Source organism: Janthinobacterium foliorum (genome assembly GCF_978021625.1).
The window spans coordinates 290,210-306,816 of sequence record NZ_CDXDQE010000006.1 but is presented as its reverse complement, the minus strand read 5'-3'; the positions used below and the strand labels follow the sequence as shown (position 1 = coordinate 306,816).

General features: G+C 62.6%; 18 protein-coding genes. 6 read left to right on the top strand and 12 right to left on the bottom strand.

The window, feature by feature from the left end; all coding sequences use genetic code 11:
- Nucleotides 1-151: 151 nt before the first annotated feature.
- Nucleotides 152-682 carry an SRPBCC family protein gene (locus ACZ92H_RS15440; RefSeq protein WP_465050027.1) on the bottom strand — a complete coding sequence of 177 codons (531 nt, stop codon included), beginning with the start codon at nucleotides 680-682 and terminating at the stop codon, nucleotides 152-154.
- Nucleotides 683-812: 130 nt separating this feature from the next.
- Here ACZ92H_RS15440 and ACZ92H_RS15435 point away from each other — a divergent pair, with 130 nt between their 5' ends.
- Genes ACZ92H_RS15435 through ACZ92H_RS15420 form a run of 4 tightly spaced genes read left to right on the top strand, consistent with a single transcriptional unit; the run spans nucleotide 813 to nucleotide 5,520 of the window.
- The gene (locus ACZ92H_RS15435) at nucleotides 813-1,268 is read left to right on the top strand and encodes a MarR family winged helix-turn-helix transcriptional regulator (RefSeq protein ID WP_465050026.1); all 456 of its coding nucleotides are present in this window, start codon (nucleotides 813-815) and stop codon (nucleotides 1,266-1,268) included.
- A complete protein-coding gene (locus ACZ92H_RS15430; RefSeq protein WP_131369192.1) occupies nucleotides 1,268-2,842 on the top strand; it encodes a DHA2 family efflux MFS transporter permease subunit in 1,575 nt (524 codons plus the stop codon). The genes ACZ92H_RS15435 and ACZ92H_RS15430 overlap by 1 nt, the downstream gene beginning before the upstream one ends.
- A 17-nt stretch (nucleotides 2,843-2,859) precedes the next feature.
- A complete protein-coding gene (locus ACZ92H_RS15425; protein WP_465050025.1) occupies nucleotides 2,860-4,302 on the top strand; it encodes an efflux transporter outer membrane subunit in 1,443 nt (480 codons plus the stop codon).
- A gap of 30 nt (nucleotides 4,303-4,332) precedes the next feature.
- A complete protein-coding gene (locus tag ACZ92H_RS15420) occupies nucleotides 4,333-5,520 on the top strand; it encodes an HlyD family secretion protein (protein ID WP_465050024.1) in 1,188 nt (395 codons plus the stop codon).
- 150 nt (nucleotides 5,521-5,670) lie between these two features.
- Here ACZ92H_RS15420 and fusA read toward each other — a convergent pair whose 3' ends face one another.
- Nucleotides 5,671-7,779 carry an elongation factor G gene (gene fusA / locus ACZ92H_RS15415; RefSeq protein WP_465050023.1) on the bottom strand — a complete coding sequence of 703 codons (2,109 nt, stop codon included), beginning with the start codon at nucleotides 7,777-7,779 and terminating at the stop codon, nucleotides 5,671-5,673.
- 286 nt (nucleotides 7,780-8,065) lie between these two features.
- Here fusA and ACZ92H_RS15410 point away from each other — a divergent pair, with 286 nt between their 5' ends.
- Nucleotides 8,066-9,184, top strand: coding sequence for a phospholipase A (locus ACZ92H_RS15410; RefSeq protein WP_465050022.1), 1,119 nt, complete (start codon nucleotides 8,066-8,068; stop codon nucleotides 9,182-9,184).
- A 61-nt stretch (nucleotides 9,185-9,245) separates the two neighbouring features.
- On the opposite strand, the gene ACZ92H_RS15405 is transcribed toward ACZ92H_RS15410, so the two are convergent.
- The 7 genes from ACZ92H_RS15405 to ACZ92H_RS15375 form a co-directional block, all read right to left on the bottom strand.
- Complete coding sequence (locus ACZ92H_RS15405; protein WP_131369184.1) at nucleotides 9,246-9,443, bottom strand: hypothetical protein; 198 nt, start codon at nucleotides 9,441-9,443, stop codon at nucleotides 9,246-9,248.
- 162 nt (nucleotides 9,444-9,605) lie between these two features.
- Entirely contained in the window at nucleotides 9,606-9,854 is a 249-nt protein-coding gene (locus ACZ92H_RS15400) for a hypothetical protein (RefSeq protein WP_077404685.1), read from the bottom strand.
- Nucleotides 9,855-9,966: 112 nt separating this feature from the next.
- The gene (locus tag ACZ92H_RS15395) at nucleotides 9,967-10,890 is read right to left on the bottom strand and encodes a class I SAM-dependent methyltransferase (protein WP_465050021.1); all 924 of its coding nucleotides are present in this window, start codon (nucleotides 10,888-10,890) and stop codon (nucleotides 9,967-9,969) included.
- Between the two features lie 256 nt (nucleotides 10,891-11,146).
- Nucleotides 11,147-11,797 carry an ankyrin repeat domain-containing protein gene (locus tag ACZ92H_RS15390; protein ID WP_131369181.1) on the bottom strand — a complete coding sequence of 217 codons (651 nt, stop codon included), beginning with the start codon at nucleotides 11,795-11,797 and terminating at the stop codon, nucleotides 11,147-11,149.
- Nucleotides 11,798-11,813: 16 nt separating this feature from the next.
- Nucleotides 11,814-12,593, bottom strand: a complete 780-nt coding sequence (locus ACZ92H_RS15385) for a TatD family hydrolase (protein WP_070288475.1) — start codon at nucleotides 12,591-12,593, stop codon at nucleotides 11,814-11,816.
- Between the two features lie 67 nt (nucleotides 12,594-12,660).
- Nucleotides 12,661-13,293: a carbonic anhydrase gene (locus ACZ92H_RS15380; protein WP_131369179.1), complete on the bottom strand. Its 633-nt coding sequence runs from the start codon at nucleotides 13,291-13,293 to the stop codon at nucleotides 12,661-12,663.
- A 56-nt stretch (nucleotides 13,294-13,349) separates the two neighbouring features.
- The gene (locus ACZ92H_RS15375; RefSeq protein ID WP_131369177.1) at nucleotides 13,350-13,736 is read right to left on the bottom strand and encodes a VOC family protein; all 387 of its coding nucleotides are present in this window, start codon (nucleotides 13,734-13,736) and stop codon (nucleotides 13,350-13,352) included.
- 203 nt (nucleotides 13,737-13,939) lie between these two features.
- Between ACZ92H_RS15375 and ACZ92H_RS15370 the strand changes: the two genes are divergently transcribed.
- Nucleotides 13,940-14,290: a hypothetical protein gene (locus ACZ92H_RS15370; protein WP_465050020.1), complete on the top strand. Its 351-nt coding sequence runs from the start codon at nucleotides 13,940-13,942 to the stop codon at nucleotides 14,288-14,290.
- A gap of 6 nt (nucleotides 14,291-14,296) precedes the next feature.
- Here the strand turns inward: ACZ92H_RS15370 and ACZ92H_RS15365 are convergent, their stop codons facing one another.
- From ACZ92H_RS15365 to tmk, 3 genes are read right to left on the bottom strand one after another with little or no spacing between them, the layout of a single operon-like run.
- Nucleotides 14,297-14,812 carry a GNAT family N-acetyltransferase gene (locus ACZ92H_RS15365; protein ID WP_131369173.1) on the bottom strand — a complete coding sequence of 172 codons (516 nt, stop codon included), beginning with the start codon at nucleotides 14,810-14,812 and terminating at the stop codon, nucleotides 14,297-14,299.
- 35 nt (nucleotides 14,813-14,847) lie between these two features.
- Nucleotides 14,848-15,879 carry a DNA polymerase III subunit delta' gene (locus ACZ92H_RS15360; RefSeq protein WP_465050019.1) on the bottom strand — a complete coding sequence of 344 codons (1,032 nt, stop codon included), beginning with the start codon at nucleotides 15,877-15,879 and terminating at the stop codon, nucleotides 14,848-14,850.
- Nucleotides 15,880-15,929: 50 nt separating this feature from the next.
- Entirely contained in the window at nucleotides 15,930-16,565 is a 636-nt protein-coding gene (gene tmk, locus ACZ92H_RS15355; protein WP_465050018.1) for a dTMP kinase, read from the bottom strand.
- Between the last annotated feature and the right edge of the window lie 42 nt (nucleotides 16,566-16,607).

Below are 16,607 nucleotides of genomic sequence, written 5' to 3'. Positions count from 1 at the left end.
GATGGATTGGCGCAAGAATTTGTCGAGATAAAGTTGCGCGCGGGCGAAGACAGTACGCATGTACGGCGAGCCCAAGCAACGCGGCCCTGGGTATTTTCTCAGGCCCGCGACGCCGGCCCGCCGTTGTTAATCAAGCAGCTCCGCCAACAAACTACTGCACGCGGGCCAGATACTGCGCCAACTGGCCAAACGTCGCCTTGAACCCCTCCTTCATCGACTCAAACCCCTGCTTGAACGTCTCATGCTGCTCGTCGCTGGCCTTGTGCGGCGTCGAGCGCAGGGTCATCGTCGTCTTGCCGTTCTCCTCCGTGAGGGTCATGGTATTGAACGACTCCAGCGGCCAGGTGGCGCTGACGGGGTGCTGCACGGCGTTGCCCTGCTTGTCGGCGAAGGACAGGATGGAGACGATTTTTTCCGGCGCGTCGATCTCCTGGTAGGTGAACTTGCCCCACATCTCGTAGCCATTGTCGGCGCGCATGCCGTAGTGGAAGATGCCGCCCGGCCGCAAGTCCAGCGCCAGCACGCTCAATTCAAAACCGACAGGCCCCCACCATTGCGCCAGGCGCTCCGGTTCCACCCACGCGCGAAACACCAGGTCGCGCGGCGCGTCGAAGGTTTGCGTGATGACAAAGTCGCTGCTGTCGCGGTGCTGCCCTTCTTGCTTCTGCTCTGCTGTGCTCATATGTGCTCCTCGTTGGGGTGGACTGGCACCCAATGTACCAGTGCGGCCAACAAACGGGAAGGCCTGCACGTGTTTCAAAACAGCATGCTAAAATATTAGTTCGATACCTAACTATTAGATGACTCACTTTATGACTTCTATCGAAGAGCGCTTTTCCGCCGCGCTCCACAAGACGGCGCGCGGCTGGCGCCATGCCATCGACCGGCGCCTGAAGGACCTGGACCTGGGGCAAGCGAGCTGGATGTGCATCGCCATGATCGCCAAATCGCCGCAGCCGCCCTCGCAAAGCGAACTGGCGCACCAGCTGGGCGTGGAAAACCCCACCATGGTGTCGATGCTGGACCGGCTCGTGAAATCAGGCTTCGTGCTGCGCCAGCCGTCGGAGACGGACCGCCGCGTCAAGCTGGTGGTGCTGACCGAGGCGGGCATGCGCGTGTATGACACGGTGCGCAAGGAAGCGGACGGCTTCCGCAAGGAGCTGCTGCAAGGCATCGACCCGGCGCAACTGCTGGCCGCCACGGAGTTGCTCGAAACGCTGCAGCGCACGACGGAAATCGGCGGCACGGACCAGGGTGGATGCGCCTGATGAGTTCCGCCTCCGCCAGTGCCGCAGCGGCCCTGCCCGCTTCACAGGACCCCACCCTGAACCGGCGCATGATCACCATTTCGATCATGCTCGCCACCATCATCCAGGCGCTCGACGGCACCATCGCCAACGTGGCCCTGCCCCACATGCAAGGCAGCCTGTCCGCCTCGCAAGACCAGATCACCTGGGTGCTGACCTCCTTCATCGTCGCCGCCGCCATCGCCACGCCGCTCACGGGCTGGCTGTGCGACCGCTTCGGCCAGAAAAACACCTTCCTCGTCTCCGTGGCCGGCTTTACCATCGCTTCCGTGCTGTGCGGCCTGTCGGGCACGCTTTCCGAGATCGTCGCCGCCCGTTTGCTGCAGGGCGTGTTCGGCGCGGCCCTCGTGCCGCTGTCGCAGGCGGTGCTGCTCGACATCAATCCACGCGAGAAGCACGGCTCGGCCATGGCCATCTGGGGCATGGGCGTGATGATCGGCCCCATCCTCGGTCCCACCCTGGGCGGCTGGCTGACGGACAGCTACAGCTGGCGCTGGGTCTTCTTCATCAACATCCCCATCGGCGCCATGGCTTTCTATGGCATCTGGCGCTACATCCGCAAGGATGCGCCCAAGGGCCGCATGACCTTCGACATGTTCGGTTTTGCCACCTTGAGCCTGTCCATCGGCGCGCTGCAGATGCTGCTGGACCGGGGCGAGCAGAATGACTGGTTTTCTTCGACGGAAACGTGGATCGAAGCCATCGTGCTGGCCATGAGCCTGTGCTACTTCATCGCCCACACGGCGCTGCGCCCGGCCGGCAAGTCCTTCCTCGACTACCGCCTGCTGAAGAACTCGAACTATGTCAGCGGCCTGCTGTTCATCTTCATCGTCGGCCTGGTGCTGTTCGCCACCCGGGCGCTGACGCCATCGATGCTGCAAGGCCTGATGAATTACCCGGCAGCAATCGCCGGCCTGGTGACGGCGCCCAGCGGCCTGGGCACGATGATGGCCATGCTGATCGTCGGCAAGCTGACGGGCAAGATCGACACGCGCATCCTGCTGGGCGTGGGCTTTTCCATCACGGCGTTCTCGCTGTGGCAGATGGCCAATTTCACCCTGGACCTGGTACCCAAGACCGTGGTGTGGAACGGCATCATCCAGGGCATCGGCCTGGGCCTCGTGTTCGTGCCCCTGAGCGCGGCCACGTTTGCCACCCTGTCGCCCGAGATGCGCGCGGAAGGCACGGCCATTTACAGCCTGGTGCGCAATATCGGCAGCAGCATCGGCATCGCCCTCGTGCAAACCCTGTTGGTGCGCAATACGCAGATTGCCCATGCGTCCTTGACGGAGCACATCAATATTGCCAATCCTGCCCTGCATGACCCCGGCATTGCCCAGGTGTTCGATTTGGGCACGAGCACGGGCATGGCGGCCCTGAATGGCGAGATCACGCGGCAAGCCTCGATGATCGCCTACCTCGACGACTTCTGGATGATGATGTGGCTGACCATCCTCGTGCTGCCGCTCTTGCTCCTGATCAAACCCCCGAAAAAGAATGCGCCTGTCGTGGTCGACCACGCGGCGATGGAGTAAACACCATGCGAACCACAATGAAACTTTCCCTTACCGTACTGGCGTTGAATCTGGCCCTGGCCGGCTGCGCCAGCATTCCGCCCGACACGCACGTGTTGCCGCAGCAAGATCTGGCCAAGATGCAGCTGGCGGCCGACATCCACCTGGCCAGCGAAGGCTGGCCAGCCGCCCAGTGGTGGCGCCAGTTCCAGGACAGGCAGCTGGACCAGCTGATCGAGAGCGCCCTGTCCGCCAGCCCCAGCCTGGACGTGGCGAATGCCCGCATCGGCTCGGCCCTGGCCGCGTTCGATGCCCAGCATGCGGAGCGCGGCCCCAGCGTAGACCTGGGCGCGAACGCCAGCCGCCAGCGCTACTCGGGCAATGGCCTGATGCCCGCCCCCATCGGCGGCAATTACTACAACGAGGTGACCGTGGGCGTGCAAGCCCATTACGACCTGGACTGGTGGGGCAAGCACAAGGCGCAGATCGCGGCCAGCCTGGGCGAAGTCAATGCGCGCCGCGCCGAGTACGCAATGGCGGAACAGATGCTGGCGGCCGAGATCGCCCGCCACTACTTCAGCATGCAAAGCAGCTGGGCCCGCATGGATAACCTGCATGCGCTGGTGGACTTGCAGCGCCAGCTGGTGGTCGACAAGGAAAAGCGCATCGCCAACGGCCTGGGCGTCAGCGACGACCATTTGTCCGCGCAAACACGCTTGAGTCTGCTGCAACAGCAGATCGCCCTGCTGGAAACGCAGATCGTCACGGAACGCGAAGCCTTGCGCGCCTTGCTGGGTCCATCCCTGGGGGCGGATGGCGCGGCCCTGTCCAGCTTGCAGCCGGCGCAGGCGCAAGCGCTGCCGCACGCCCTGCCCGGCAAGCTGGGCATGGAATTGCTGGCGCGCCGGCCCGACTTGCAGGCGGCGCGCTGGCGCGTGCAGGCATCGCTGAGCAAGATCGAGGCGGCGCAGGCGGCGTTCTATCCCGATATCGACCTGGGCGCGTCGTTCGGCCTGGACGCGGTGAAACTGGGCAAGCTGCTGCAATCGGGCAGCCGCACCCTGTTCATCGGACCGGCCTTGTCGCTGCCCCTGTTCGACAGCGGCCGCCTGCAGGCGCAACTGGGCGGCGCGCGCAGCGAACGCAACGAGCTGATCGCCGACTACAACCAGAACGTCTTCAACGTGGTGCGCGACGTGGCGCAGGCCGGCGCGAAGGTGCAGGGGGTGGAAAACCAGCTGCGCCTGCAGGAAGACAACCTGCGCGCCAGCGAGGCGCAGCTGCGCAACGCAAATGCGCGCATGAAACAGGGGCTGGCCGACCGGGCCAGCCAGCTCAACGCGGAAATGACCGTGCGCGGCCAGGTCGACCTGGGCATGCAGCTGCAAAACCAGCGCCAGAACGCGGAAATCAACCTGAATCTGGCGCTCGGCGGCGGCTACCGGGGCAGCAGCGATTTTACGGCCAGCGCCCAACAATAAAAAATCCAACATTTGACTACGGAACACATCATGAGCAGCGATAACACGAGCACCCCAGCAAGCACACAGGCAACGACGCCAGCCGACAAGCCGGGCAAGCGCAAGACCGTCCTCATCGCCATCACGGCCGCCTTCCTCGTGGCGGGCGTGGCCTGGGGCGCCTACTACCAGCTGGTGCTGGCCAAGGAAGAAGTGACGGACAATGCCTATGTGGGCGGCAATATGGTCACCCTGTCCGCGCAAGTGACGGGCAATGTCGACGAGATCCGCGCCGACGAGACGCAGATGGTAAAAGCGGGCGCGCCCCTGATCACCCTGAACGGCATCGATGCGGACCTGGCCCTGAGCCAGGCGCAGGCGCGGCTGGGCAATGTGGTGCGCCAGGAACGCGAGCGCTATGCGAACGTGGCGCAGTACGACGCCGTCATCGAGCAGCGCCGCCTGGCCCTGGCCACGGCGCAAGGCAACCTGGCGCGCCGCGCGCCGCTGGCGGCGGACCACACGATTTCCGGCGAAGACCTGGCCCATGCGAAACAGGCCGTCGATGATGCGAAAGCGGCCTTGGCAGTGGCACAGCGCCAGGCCGAGTCCGCCAAGTCGGGCGTGGCCGGCGTGAACCTGGCCAGCCATCCGGCTGTCTTGTCCGCCAAGGGCGACGTGGTGCAGGCATGGCTGGCCGTGCGCCGCAACGCCGTCGTTGCGCCCGTCTCCGGCTATGTCGCCAAGCGCAGCGTGCAGCTGGGCACGCACGTGACCCCGGGCACGCCTTTGATGTCCATCGTGCCGCTGGACCAGCTGTGGATCGACGCCAACTTCAAGGAGTCGGAGCTGCGCAATATCCGCGTGGGCCAGGCCGCCAGCATCGAGACGGACTTATATGGCAGCAAGGTGGTGTACCACGGCAAAGTGCTGGGCATGTCGGCCGGCACGGGCAGCGCGTTTTCCCTGCTGCCGGCGCAAAACGCCACAGGCAACTGGATCAAGGTGGTGCAGCGCGTGCCCGTGCGCATCACCCTGGACCCGAAGGAACTGGCCGCCCACCCGCTGCGCATCGGCCTGTCGACCACCGTGACGGTCGATACCAGCCATGGCGAAGGGGCGACGCTGGACCAGCCGATGGTGGCCTCGACCTTGTATACCACCAAGGCCTTGACGCAGCCGGTGGGGGAAGCGGAAAAGCTTGCGGATACGATTATTGCGCAGAATCTGGCGCATTGAATCTATGTAGAACCGTAGATACCGTAGATACCGTAGATACCGTAGATACCGTAGGTCGGATGAGGCGCGAAGCGCCGTCATCCGACAACCCGGCAGGCGCCAACAAAGTCGTCGGATGACGGCCCGATGGGCCTGATCCGACCTACGTGGCTACTTGGCTTTGCCCGCCGCCGCCACCTGGTCGAGGATATGCTTGGGCACGGCCGCATAGTGCTTGAATTCCATCGTGTAGGTGGCCCTGCCCTGGGTCAAGGAACGCAGCGTTGTCGAGTAACCGAACATTTCCGCCAGCGGCACGAGGGCCTTGACGATGCGCCCGGAGCCGCCGGGGATATCGTCGACGCCCTGCACCATGCCGCGCCGGGCCGTCAGGTCGCCCATGACGTTGCCCATGAATTCTTCCGGCGTTTCCGCCTCCACCTGCATCATCGGTTCCAGCAAGACGGGATTGGCCTTGCGCATGCCCTCCTTGAACGCGATGGAACCGGCCATGCGGAAGGCGTTCTCGTTCGAATCGACGTCGTGGTAGGAGCCAAAGGTCAGGGTCGCCTTGACGTCCACCACCGGATAGCCGGCCAGCACGCCCGCCTTCAGGGTTTCCACGATGCCCTTGTCGACAGCCGGAATGAATTCACGCGGCACCACGCCGCCCTTGATGGCGTCGACGAACTGGTAGCCCGTGCCGGGTTCCAGCGGTTCGAGTTTCAGCACCACGTGGCCGTACTGGCCCCGGCCGCCCGACTGCTTGACGAACTTGCCCTCGATATCTTCCACCGTGCGCGTGATGGTTTCGCGGTAGGCCACCTGCGGCTTGCCCACGTTCGCTTCCACGCCGAATTCGCGGCGCATGCGGTCGACCAGGATTTCCAGGTGCAGCTCGCCCATGCCAGACATGATGGTCTGGCCCGACTCTTCATCCGTATGCACCTTGAACGACGGGTCTTCCTGCGCCAGGCGGTTCAGGGCAATGCCCATCTTTTCCTGGTCCGGCTTGGTCTTCGGTTCGACCGCCTGCGAGATCACGGGTTCCGGGAAAATCATCTTTTCCAGCACGATGATGTGATCGAGCGCGCACAGGGTGTCGCCCGTCGTCACGGCTTTCAGGCCCACGGCGGCGGCGATATCGCCCGCATACACTTCCTTGATTTCCTTGCGTTCATTCGCATGCATCTGCAGGATACGGCCCAGCCGCTCGCGCGCGCTCTTGGTGGGGTTGTAGACCATGTCGCCCGAGTTCACCACGCCCGAATACACGCGGAAGAAGGTCAGCTGGCCCACGAACGGGTCCGTCATGATCTTGAAGGCGAGGGCGGAAAAATGCTCGTCGTCGGCCGGGTGGCGCTCCACCTCGTTGTCGTGCTCGTCATGGCCCATGATGGGCGGCACTTCCAGCGGCGACGGCAGGTATTCGATGACGGCGTCGAGCATCGTCTGCACGCCCTTGTTCTTGAAGGCGCTGCCGCACAGCATCGGCACGATTTCATTGCGGATGGTGCGCGCGCGCAATGCCTGCTTGAGCTCGGCCTCGGTAAACGTGTCGCCATTCAGGTAGCGTTCCGTCATGTCCAGGCTGGCCTCGGCCGCGTGCTCGACCAGGTGCTCGCGCCATTCCTGCGCCTGCGCCTGCAATGCGGCGGGAATCTCGCCATAGCTGAACTGCACGCCCTGGCTGGCGTCGTCCCAGGTGATGGCGCGCATTTTCAGCAGGTCGATGACGCCCGTGAAATGGTCCTCCGCGCCGATCGGCAGCTGGATGGGCACGGCCACGCCCTTCAGGCGGTCGGCGATCTGCTGGCGCACGCGCAGGAAGTCCGCGCCGATCCGGTCCATCTTGTTGATGAAGGCGATGCGCGGCACGTGGTATTTGTTGGCTTGCCGCCAGACGGTTTCCGATTGCGGCTGCACCCCGCCGACGGCATCGTAGACCATCACGGCGCCGTCGAGCACGCGCATCGAGCGCTCCACTTCAATCGTGAAGTCCACGTGGCCGGGCGTGTCGATGATGTTGATGCGGTGTTCGGGGAAGTTGCCGGCCATGCCTTTCCAGAAAGCCGTGGTGGCGGCCGAGGTGATGGTGATGCCCCGCTCCTGCTCCTGTTCCATCCAGTCCATCGTGGCGGCGCCATTGTGCACTTCGCCTATCCTGTGGTTGACGCCGGTATAGAACAGGATGCGCTCGGTCGTGGTGGTCTTGCCGGCGTCGATATGGGCGCTGATGCCAATATTGCGGTAGCGCTCGATAGGTGTTTTGCGGGTCATCACAATCTCCATGGCTAGCCCCGGCACGCCAGGGTTTGCGCCGGTTTTCCAGTGTAGCAGACATCGATTTGGGCGGCAGGCGGTGACCGGCTTTTACCATGCGCGCAACACTGTCAGTCTCGCGCACGGTAGACGCGCGGAGCAAATTGCGGATTCAGCTATACTTTCATAAGTACTAAATCAACAAAGATTAATCAGTATCAATACGCATGGCATCCTGCCGTGCAAGGCGACGCCGCCGGCATGCAGCCCAGGTGCGCACCGAACGACATGCCCCACTCAGCCTATGACTATCCAACTAAGAAAAATAATTCTCTCCTCCCTGCTGGCCTCGCCAGCGCTGGCCATGGCCGGCGAACTGGAACAGCAAATGCAGCGTTGCGCCGTGCTTGGCGATGCCAGCGCCCGCCTGGGTTGCTTTGATACCCTGGCCAAGGCGGCGGAAAAGGCCACCATCGCCGCCGGCGGCGATCCCAAGACGGCGGCCGTGGCCCTGGCAGTGGCCGCCGATGTCGCCCCCATCACGCCCGTCAGCCCGCCTGGCGTGGCCACGCCGGAAGCCGTCAATGCCGCCATTCCCGCCATCGCGCAGGCTGGCGCGGCGCCGCCGGAAGCCCCCATTTCGCGTACCCAGCAGTCGTGGGAATTGAACGAAGCGTCGAAACGGGGCCTGTTCAATTTCCGCCCCCACCGCGATACCTACCTGTTGCTGGCCAATTACAGCGATGCGTCCAACGATGAACCGTTCCAGGACTTCACGCCTGGCGGCATCAAGAGCCAGCACGTGGAACTGACTTTCCAGCTGAGCTTCAAGATGAAAATGCTGGAAGATATCGCCGGCACGCCCATCGACATGTGGTTTGGCTACACGCAGCAAAGTTTCTGGCAGGCGTATAACCGCAAGGCCTCGAGCCCGTTCCGCGAAACCAACTATCAGCCCGAGCTGATGCTGGTCATGCCGATCAATAAGAATGTGGCGGGCCTCGAATTCAATTACCTGAACTTCGGCCTCGTGCACCAGTCGAATGGTCAGACGTCGACCCTGTCGCGCAGCTGGAACCGCGTGTATGCGGAACTGGGCATGGAAAAAGACAATCTGGCCATCACGGCCCGCGTCTGGCACCGTCTCGACAATAGCGCCGTCGACAATGACAATATCGACATCATCGATTACATGGGGCATGGCGATTTGCGCTTGAGCTACCGCAACAAGGGCCATGAATACGCCGTGACGGCGCGCCGCAACTTCAGCAAGAAGCATGGCTCCATGCAAGCCAGCTGGGCTTTCCCGCTGAAAGCCAACCTGAAAGGCTATCTGCAATTGTTCTCCGGCTACGGCCAGAGCCTGATCGATTACAACTATTCGCAAAAATCGATCGGCGCCGGTTTCATGGTCGACCTGTAAAGCATCATGACACCAATAAAAATGGCGCCGACGGCGCCATTTTTTTATGCGAAACATGTTTTTAGCGCCGGCCGCCGCCCAGCACTCTGGCCGGCAGCATGACGATGGCGCGCAGCAATTCCAGCACGCCTTCCACGCCAACGCCGATCAGGCGAAATGGCAGCAGGAACAGCCACGCCAGCGGGTACAGAACCAGGGCCAGCAAGGCCAGGGGCCAGCACAGCATCAGCAATAACAGCCACAGCACGAATCCCAGCATGTTGTCCCCCTCAATGAAATGTGCGGAGCAAGCCGTGCTTGCCCCGCTACCGTGAGGGCACTATAGTAAAGCGCCGCCACGGCGGCAATCGCCATGCGATGAACTGCACGATGGGGGGATGGACGGGGCGAATGCGGGAATGAACGGTGGCGGATGGCGCGCTTACTGGCCGACGCAGATGACCTTGGTGACGTACTCGTGCGCGTTCGGCTTCTTGCTGGTGGCCCATTTGATGGCCTGGTTGGCATCCTCGATGGTCATGATGGTGGCCTTGTCCTTCGACTTGATGAAGGAAACGCCTTCAAACACGCCTTCCTTGCTGCGCATTACCTTGGCAAACACGGGCGGCCTGGTCTCGCCGTCGCTGATTTTATTCTGTTGCACGAGGTAACGCTGATCGATCTGTTCCATGATAATAAAGCTGTCCGGTGGGTAAAAGACGAAATATACCCTGAATGGACAAACGCCGCAGGATGAAATCGCTGCGGCGTTGCCTTTACCTGCATGGCGCTCCAGCAGATGCTCAGGCGTAGACGGCGTTCTGCACCACAGGCTGCAGGCTGACGTCGTAAATCACCTGCGCGCGCATCGACGCTTCCAGCGAAGGAATCGAGCCGCCGGCGCGGTACTGGAAGCTCACCTGCAGCACGTCGCCCGCCTTCACGGCCACCGGTGCTGCCAGCGGCAGGCACATGTAGTGATTCAGCCAGTCGATGGTGGTGGACCGCTCGGGCACCACGGCCAGGATATTCTTGGTGACGAAGCGCAAGGCGTTCAGGGTGCCGCTGCGCTCGACGACGAACTTGCCGTCGAACCCGAACACGCTATCCGTCGGCTGGCTGAAGTCGATGATGCTGTAGACGGAGGGTGGCGCCAGTTCCTGCACGCCGGGATGGATGGCCGTGGTTTCCTGGAATTGCACGATGGGCGCATAAAAGCCTTCGAAATCATATTCCTGCTGCATTGGCTGCACGGCCATGATCACGGCCTCGGGCAGGAAGATGGGCAGCGGGCCGCCAAAGCGGGCCAGGTAGCGGCGCTTGAACGATTCGATCACTTCCACCTGTTTTTCACGCAGCATGCCCACGTGGATCATTTCACAGATGACCACATCAACGGGCTCGGGCGGCAGGTATTCGAAGGCGTCCGCGTGCACCACTTCGACTTTCTCACCGTTCGGATTGAGCGCCAGCATCTTGCGCGCTTCCTTGACCATGTCCGGATTGAACTCCACGCACCACACCTTGTCGGCGCGCGCGGCCGCAAACCACGACAGCACGCCCGTGCCGCCGCCCAGCTCCAGCACTTTCATGCCGGGTTTTACCGCGTAATCGATGGCCGACTTGAACCCGTGCATGCGGTTCTGGTCCATCAGCATATTGTGGTGGTAATGGACGGGGATAAATTGCCCCAGGTAACAACTCTCGATTTCTCGTTCATTCAGCATGTCTGTCCTCTTGGAGCCTGGCTCCGATGGCCGATCGGTTTTGTCATTCCAGAAACCAGTGATATCGCACGGGCTGCGCGAGGGGCGGCGACAAACCAGCCGGCGCCTGACGTTGATGTGATTGCCCATGCGGTGATCTCCTGATTAATGCGACACGATCATTATCGTGAATCGGGAGCGGGAACAAAGGGCTGAGGTGAGAGGCAATTCCATGCCAGTTTGAGCGCTGGCATGGAAAGTATTGCTAAAAAATATATTATTTTCGTGCAGCGCGCGCCTGCTGCGCCGCCGTGATGATGGCCACCACGCCGGGCTTGTCGGCCGCCTGGGCAAACTGCACGGCCGTCCAGCCATGGTCGCTCTTCAGGCTGGCGTCGGCGCCCCAGGACAGCAGCAGCTTGACGGCGCCCTCCTGGCCTTCGCGGGCCGCAAACATCAGCGGCGTGATGTTCGCGGGGGCGCGCGCGTCGACCACGGCTTCACGGTCGAGAAAAATCTTCATGATGGGCAAATCGCCGGCCGAGGCCGCATAGTGCAGGGCCGTCCAGCCGCTCTGGTTGACCTTGGCGCCCTTGGCCAGCAAGGCGTTGACGGCATCGGCCTTGTGCTTGTAGGCCGCCATCATCAGCGCCGTATTGCCGTTCGCCGAGCGCGCTTCCAGATCGATGCCGGGGGTATTGAGCAAGAGGTCGAACACCTTGTCGGCATCGTCGCGCAAGGCCAGCACGAGCGGGACGTCGCCGCGCTGCGCGTCCGGCAGGTTCGGATTCATGCCCTCGGCCAGCATGCTGCGCACGCCGCCGGCGTTGTCGACTGACACGGCGCGGAAGAAGGCATCGGGCGACGGCGCCGCCTGGCCGCCGGCGGCCCAGCACAGCACCATCGCCAGCGCGAGTTTTTTCATCATGTCTGACCTTAAGTAGTTACGGCAACTGATTGAAAAGCTTGAAGAAATTATCCGTCGTCTGCTTCGCCACCTGGTCCAGCGGAATGCCTTTCAGGGTGGACAGGTATTCCGCCACGTGGGCCACGTAGCCGGGCTCGTTCATGCGGCCACGGAAGGGCACGGGGGCGAGATACGGCGAATCCGTCTCGATCAAAATACGCTCGAGCGGCACTTCCAGGGCCACGGCCTGCAAGTCTTTCGCGCTCTTGAAGGTGACGATGCCGGAGAAGGAAATGTAGAAACCCATATCAATGGCGGCGCGCGCCACTTCCAGCGATTCGGTGAAGCAATGCATGACCCCGGCCACGCCGCCGTCCGCCACGCCGGCGCCCTCTTCGCGCATGATGCGGATGGTGTCTTCACTGGCTGCCCTTGTGTGGATAATCAATGGCTTGCGCGTGATTCTTGAAGCTTTGATGTGAGTGCGGAAACGCTCGCGCTGCCACTCCAGGTCGCCCGTCAGGCGGAAATAGTCGAGGCCCGTCTCGCCGATGGCGATGATCTTCGGATGGTCGGCCAGACGCACCAGGTCTTCCACGGACGGCTCGGGCGTGTCCTCGTAATCGGGATGCACGCCGACGGAGGCGAAGATATGCGGATACTGCTCGGCCAGGGCCAGCACCTGGGGAAAGTCCGGCAGGTCGACGGACACGCACAAGGCGTGCGTCACCTTGTTCTCGGCCATCTTGGCGAGAATCTCGGGCATGCGAGCGGCCAGCTCGGGGAAATTGATATGGCAATGGGAATCGATATACATAAGGCGGGATTGTACCGGAGCACAGGAAAACTGGCAGGGGGAAAGGGTACCGCAGTACCCCGGGCATTCAGGACTGCGAGGCGGGATGGTCTGCCAGCGGCACGAAGTTGCCCGTCGACTCGTCGAGCGCGTCGAGCGAGCCGTTCTCGATGTCGTAGACCCAGCCGTGCAGGGTCAGCCGGTTTTGCGAGATGGCCAGCGCCACCGACGGATGGGTGCGCAGGTTATTCAGCTGCGCCACCACGTTGGCGCGCACCATGCCGTCGATGCGCGACTGTTCCGACGGATGGTCGATCGACTCGTTGATCATGCGCGCCGCATCGGCATGGTGCAGCCAGCTGCGGACGGCCGGCATGTGGTCCAGACAGGCGCAGGTGGCGATCGCCTTCATGGCGCCGCAATCGGAATGGCCGCAAATGACGATATCGGAAACGTTCAAGGCAGACACAGCAAACTCGACCGTCGCGCTCACGCCGCCCGGTTCCGGGCCATACGACGGCACGATGTTGCCCGCGTTGCGGATGACGAAGAGTTCACCCGGCTCCCGCTGCGTCACCAGCTCCGGCACCATCCGGCTGTCCGAGCAGGAAATGAACAGGGCTTTCGGCGTTTGTCCCGTGGCCAGCGTCTTGAACAGCTCGCGGCGCTCAGGAAAAACTTCCTTTTGAAAGCGTAGAAATCCAGCAATAATGTCGCGCATAAAAAATAGGAATCGTTATCTGAACCGATATTATCGCTGAATGCGGCGTGTCGCGCCTATTGCCCTGCCGGCGGCTGCCACAGTTCCACCTTGTTGCCCTCCGGATCGATGACCCAGCCAAACTGACCGTACTCGGAATCCGGGGCCTTCTCCAGCACCGTGCAACCCTCGTCGCGCAAGGCTTGCAGCAGGGCGTCGAGGTCGTCGACCCGGTAATTGATCATGAAGGACGCCTTGCCGGGCGCAAATTGCTCGTTGTCGGGCGCGCTGACCGACCAGATGGTGGTGCCGCCCGCGGGCTTGCCATCGGCGTCCGTCCACGCAAACGCGGCGCCGCCCCAGGGCTGCACGTCGAGTCCCAGGTGGCGCTGGTACCAGGCGCGCAGCGCGGCCGGGTCTTGCGCGTGGAAGAAGATGCCGCCGATGCCAGTCACCCGTTTCATTGACGCCTCCGTTGCGGGCCAGTGCCGCGTGGTTTGCATGGAAGACTTGACTGTAACACCGTGGCATGTCGATGGCAAACTGGCATGGCGAGAATGTTTCCGGCCTTGACTTGCCTTACTAGGCAGCAACGTTATCAAGCTGTATAGTGGATCGCTGGCGCGCAGCCATGGGGCCGCGCGCACATAATATCTGGAGTGTTTTCATGCTGCGAATGGCCCGTCCCCTGATACTGATGTTGCTGGCCTGCGTGGCGCAGACAGCGCTTGCACAAGACCAACAAAACAAGGCCAGCGAAGCGGGCCTGTGCAAGCAGGTCTGCGTCTCGGCACGGCAGGATTGCCGGGCGCAAGTGCAGACAGCCACGGAAAACGATACCAGCCCCATCTTGTCGATGAAGCCCAGCAGCAATCCGTACGCAGCCGCCGCCAGGGAAACGGGAGCCCAGTCGCAGCAGTTGCGCCCTACCGAAGCCCAGGCTTTCCGCGAACGGCGCGCCGAACGCTTGCACGCCTGCGAGGTACAGTACCGCAGTTGCACGCGCAGCTGCGGCTGAAGACGGTCAGCCGACGCGCTTGCCCAGGATAATCAGGTCGCGTTCCACGCCGTCGAGGTTCGCCACTTTCGGCAGATGCGCCCACGTCTCGAAGCCGAACTTCTTGAACAGGCCCAGGCTGGGCGCGTTATGACCGAAGATGAAGCCCAGCACCGTATGCACGCCCACCGCTGGCGCGTGGGCGATGGCCTGCGTCAGGCCGTAGGCGCCGATGCCCTTGCCGCGCGCTGCCTCGGCAATGTAGACGGACAACTCCGCCGTGCCCGAATACGCGGGACGACCGTAAAAATTCGAGTACGACAGCCAGCCCAGCGGCGTTGGCCGGTCGGACGCGTCGTCGGCCGCCTCGATGATCCACAGGGGCCGCGTCTGCGGATTGTGCTCGTGGAACCAGGCCAGGCGCGACTCGACCGTCACGGCTTCCGTATCGGCCGTTACTTCGCGCGAAGCAATCGTGGTGTTGTAGATGGCGACGATGGCAGGCAGGTCGGCAAGCGTGGCGATGCGGTGGCGGTAGCTCATGTTATCGATGAAGTAATTAACGTAAATAATTGATTTTATTGACAACTGGAAGCGTAATCGAGCAGCATGTCTTCCAGGAACAGCTTCGGCGACAGGGGGTGCTCGGCAATGGCGCGCCGTTCGTTGGCGGCCTTGATGGCGGCCATCAGGCGGCTCACATTGATGCGCCCCGCCAGCGCTTCCAGCTCGCGCCGGTGGCGGGGGTAGTAGCGGATGGTGCCGGACAATTTGACGGAAAACACGTCGTACAGCCAGCGCTGCAGCGAGGCCACCAGCGGCGCCAGCGGCGCCTTCTGCAACTTGTCCGCCGCCTTCAGGGCCGCTTCCACGCCCGGATTGGCGAGTACCTGCAGCAATTGCTCCGTTTCTTCGCGGCCACCCGATTCGGACTGGGCCAGCGCGGCCAGCGGCGCGCCGCCCTGCTCGCGCAGCCAGCTGTCGGCATCGTTCAAGCCTTGCTGCTTGAGCCAGGTCAAGGCCTGTTCATGGCTGGGCATGGGCAGGGCGAACTTGCGGCAGCGCGAAAGGATCGTCGGCAGCAGGCGGTCCAGGCTGTTCGAGGCCAGCAGGAACAGGGTGCCAGGCGGCGGCTCTTCCAGTGTCTTCAGCAAGGCGTTCGAGGCGGGCGTATTGAGCGCCTCGGCCGGGTACAGCACCACCACGCGCAAACCCTGCCGGTGCGTGGAAATGTTCATGAAGTCGGCCAGGTTACGGATCTGCTCGATCTTGATGTCTTTCGATGGCGTCTTGCTCTTGGCGCTTTTCTTCGCGCCCTCGCCTTCGGCATCGCCCTCGTCGGCCACGTCGTCTTCCAGCGCTTCCGGACGCACGCGGCGGTAATCGGGATGGTTGCCCTGGCTAAACCAGCCGCAGGACACGCAGCTGCCGCAGGCGTGGCCGTCGGCGCGCACGTCTTCGCACAGCAGCGCTTGTGCAAAGTGCTCGATGAAATCGGCCTTGCCGATGCCTTGCGCGCCATGGAACAGGATGGCGTGCGGCATGCGCGGACGCAAGGCTTGCAATTGCTGCCAGGCGTCCTGCTGCCACGGATAGAGAGAACTGGTCATATCATCTTCTTCTTTTAAATCAGCGCGTTACGGCGCCTTATTCAAGTGCTTTATTCGGCACTTTGCGCAAGCAAAACATCCAGCAGCTGCGCCAGCTGCACCTGGATATCGGCGATGCTTTGCGTGGAATCGATGATGCGGAAGCGTTCGGGGAACTGGGCCGCGCGGCGCAAATACTCGTTGCGCGTGGCGGCAAAGAAATCGGCCTGCTCCTGCTCGAACTTGTCCAGCGCGCGCGTGGCGTCCAGGCGGGCTCTCGCCACTTCCAGGGGCACGTCGAACAGGAAGGTCAGGTCCGGCTGCAGGTGCGGATGCACCCAGGCTTCCAGCTGCTCCATCTTGCGCAGGTCCATGCCGCGCCCGCCGCCCTGGTAGGCAAAGCTGGCATCGCTAAAACGGTCGGAAATGACCCACTCGCCCCGCTCCAGCGCGGGGGCGATGACTTGCGCGATATGTTCGCGGCGGCTGGCGAACATCAGCAAGGCTTCCGTTTCCAGATGCATTTTTTCATGCAGCAGCAGTTCGCGCAGCTTTTCACCGAGGCGGGTGCCGCCCGGTTCGCGCGATGACACGAGGCGCACGCCCCGTTGTTGCAGATAATCGGCGACAAAGCCGATATGCGTCGACTTGCCCGCGCCATCGATGCCTTCGAAGGTGATGAAGCGCGCTTGATATTGTTGTGTCATGAAACTCTTAATCTGGTGGTGATGAACGCCGGTCATGACGCT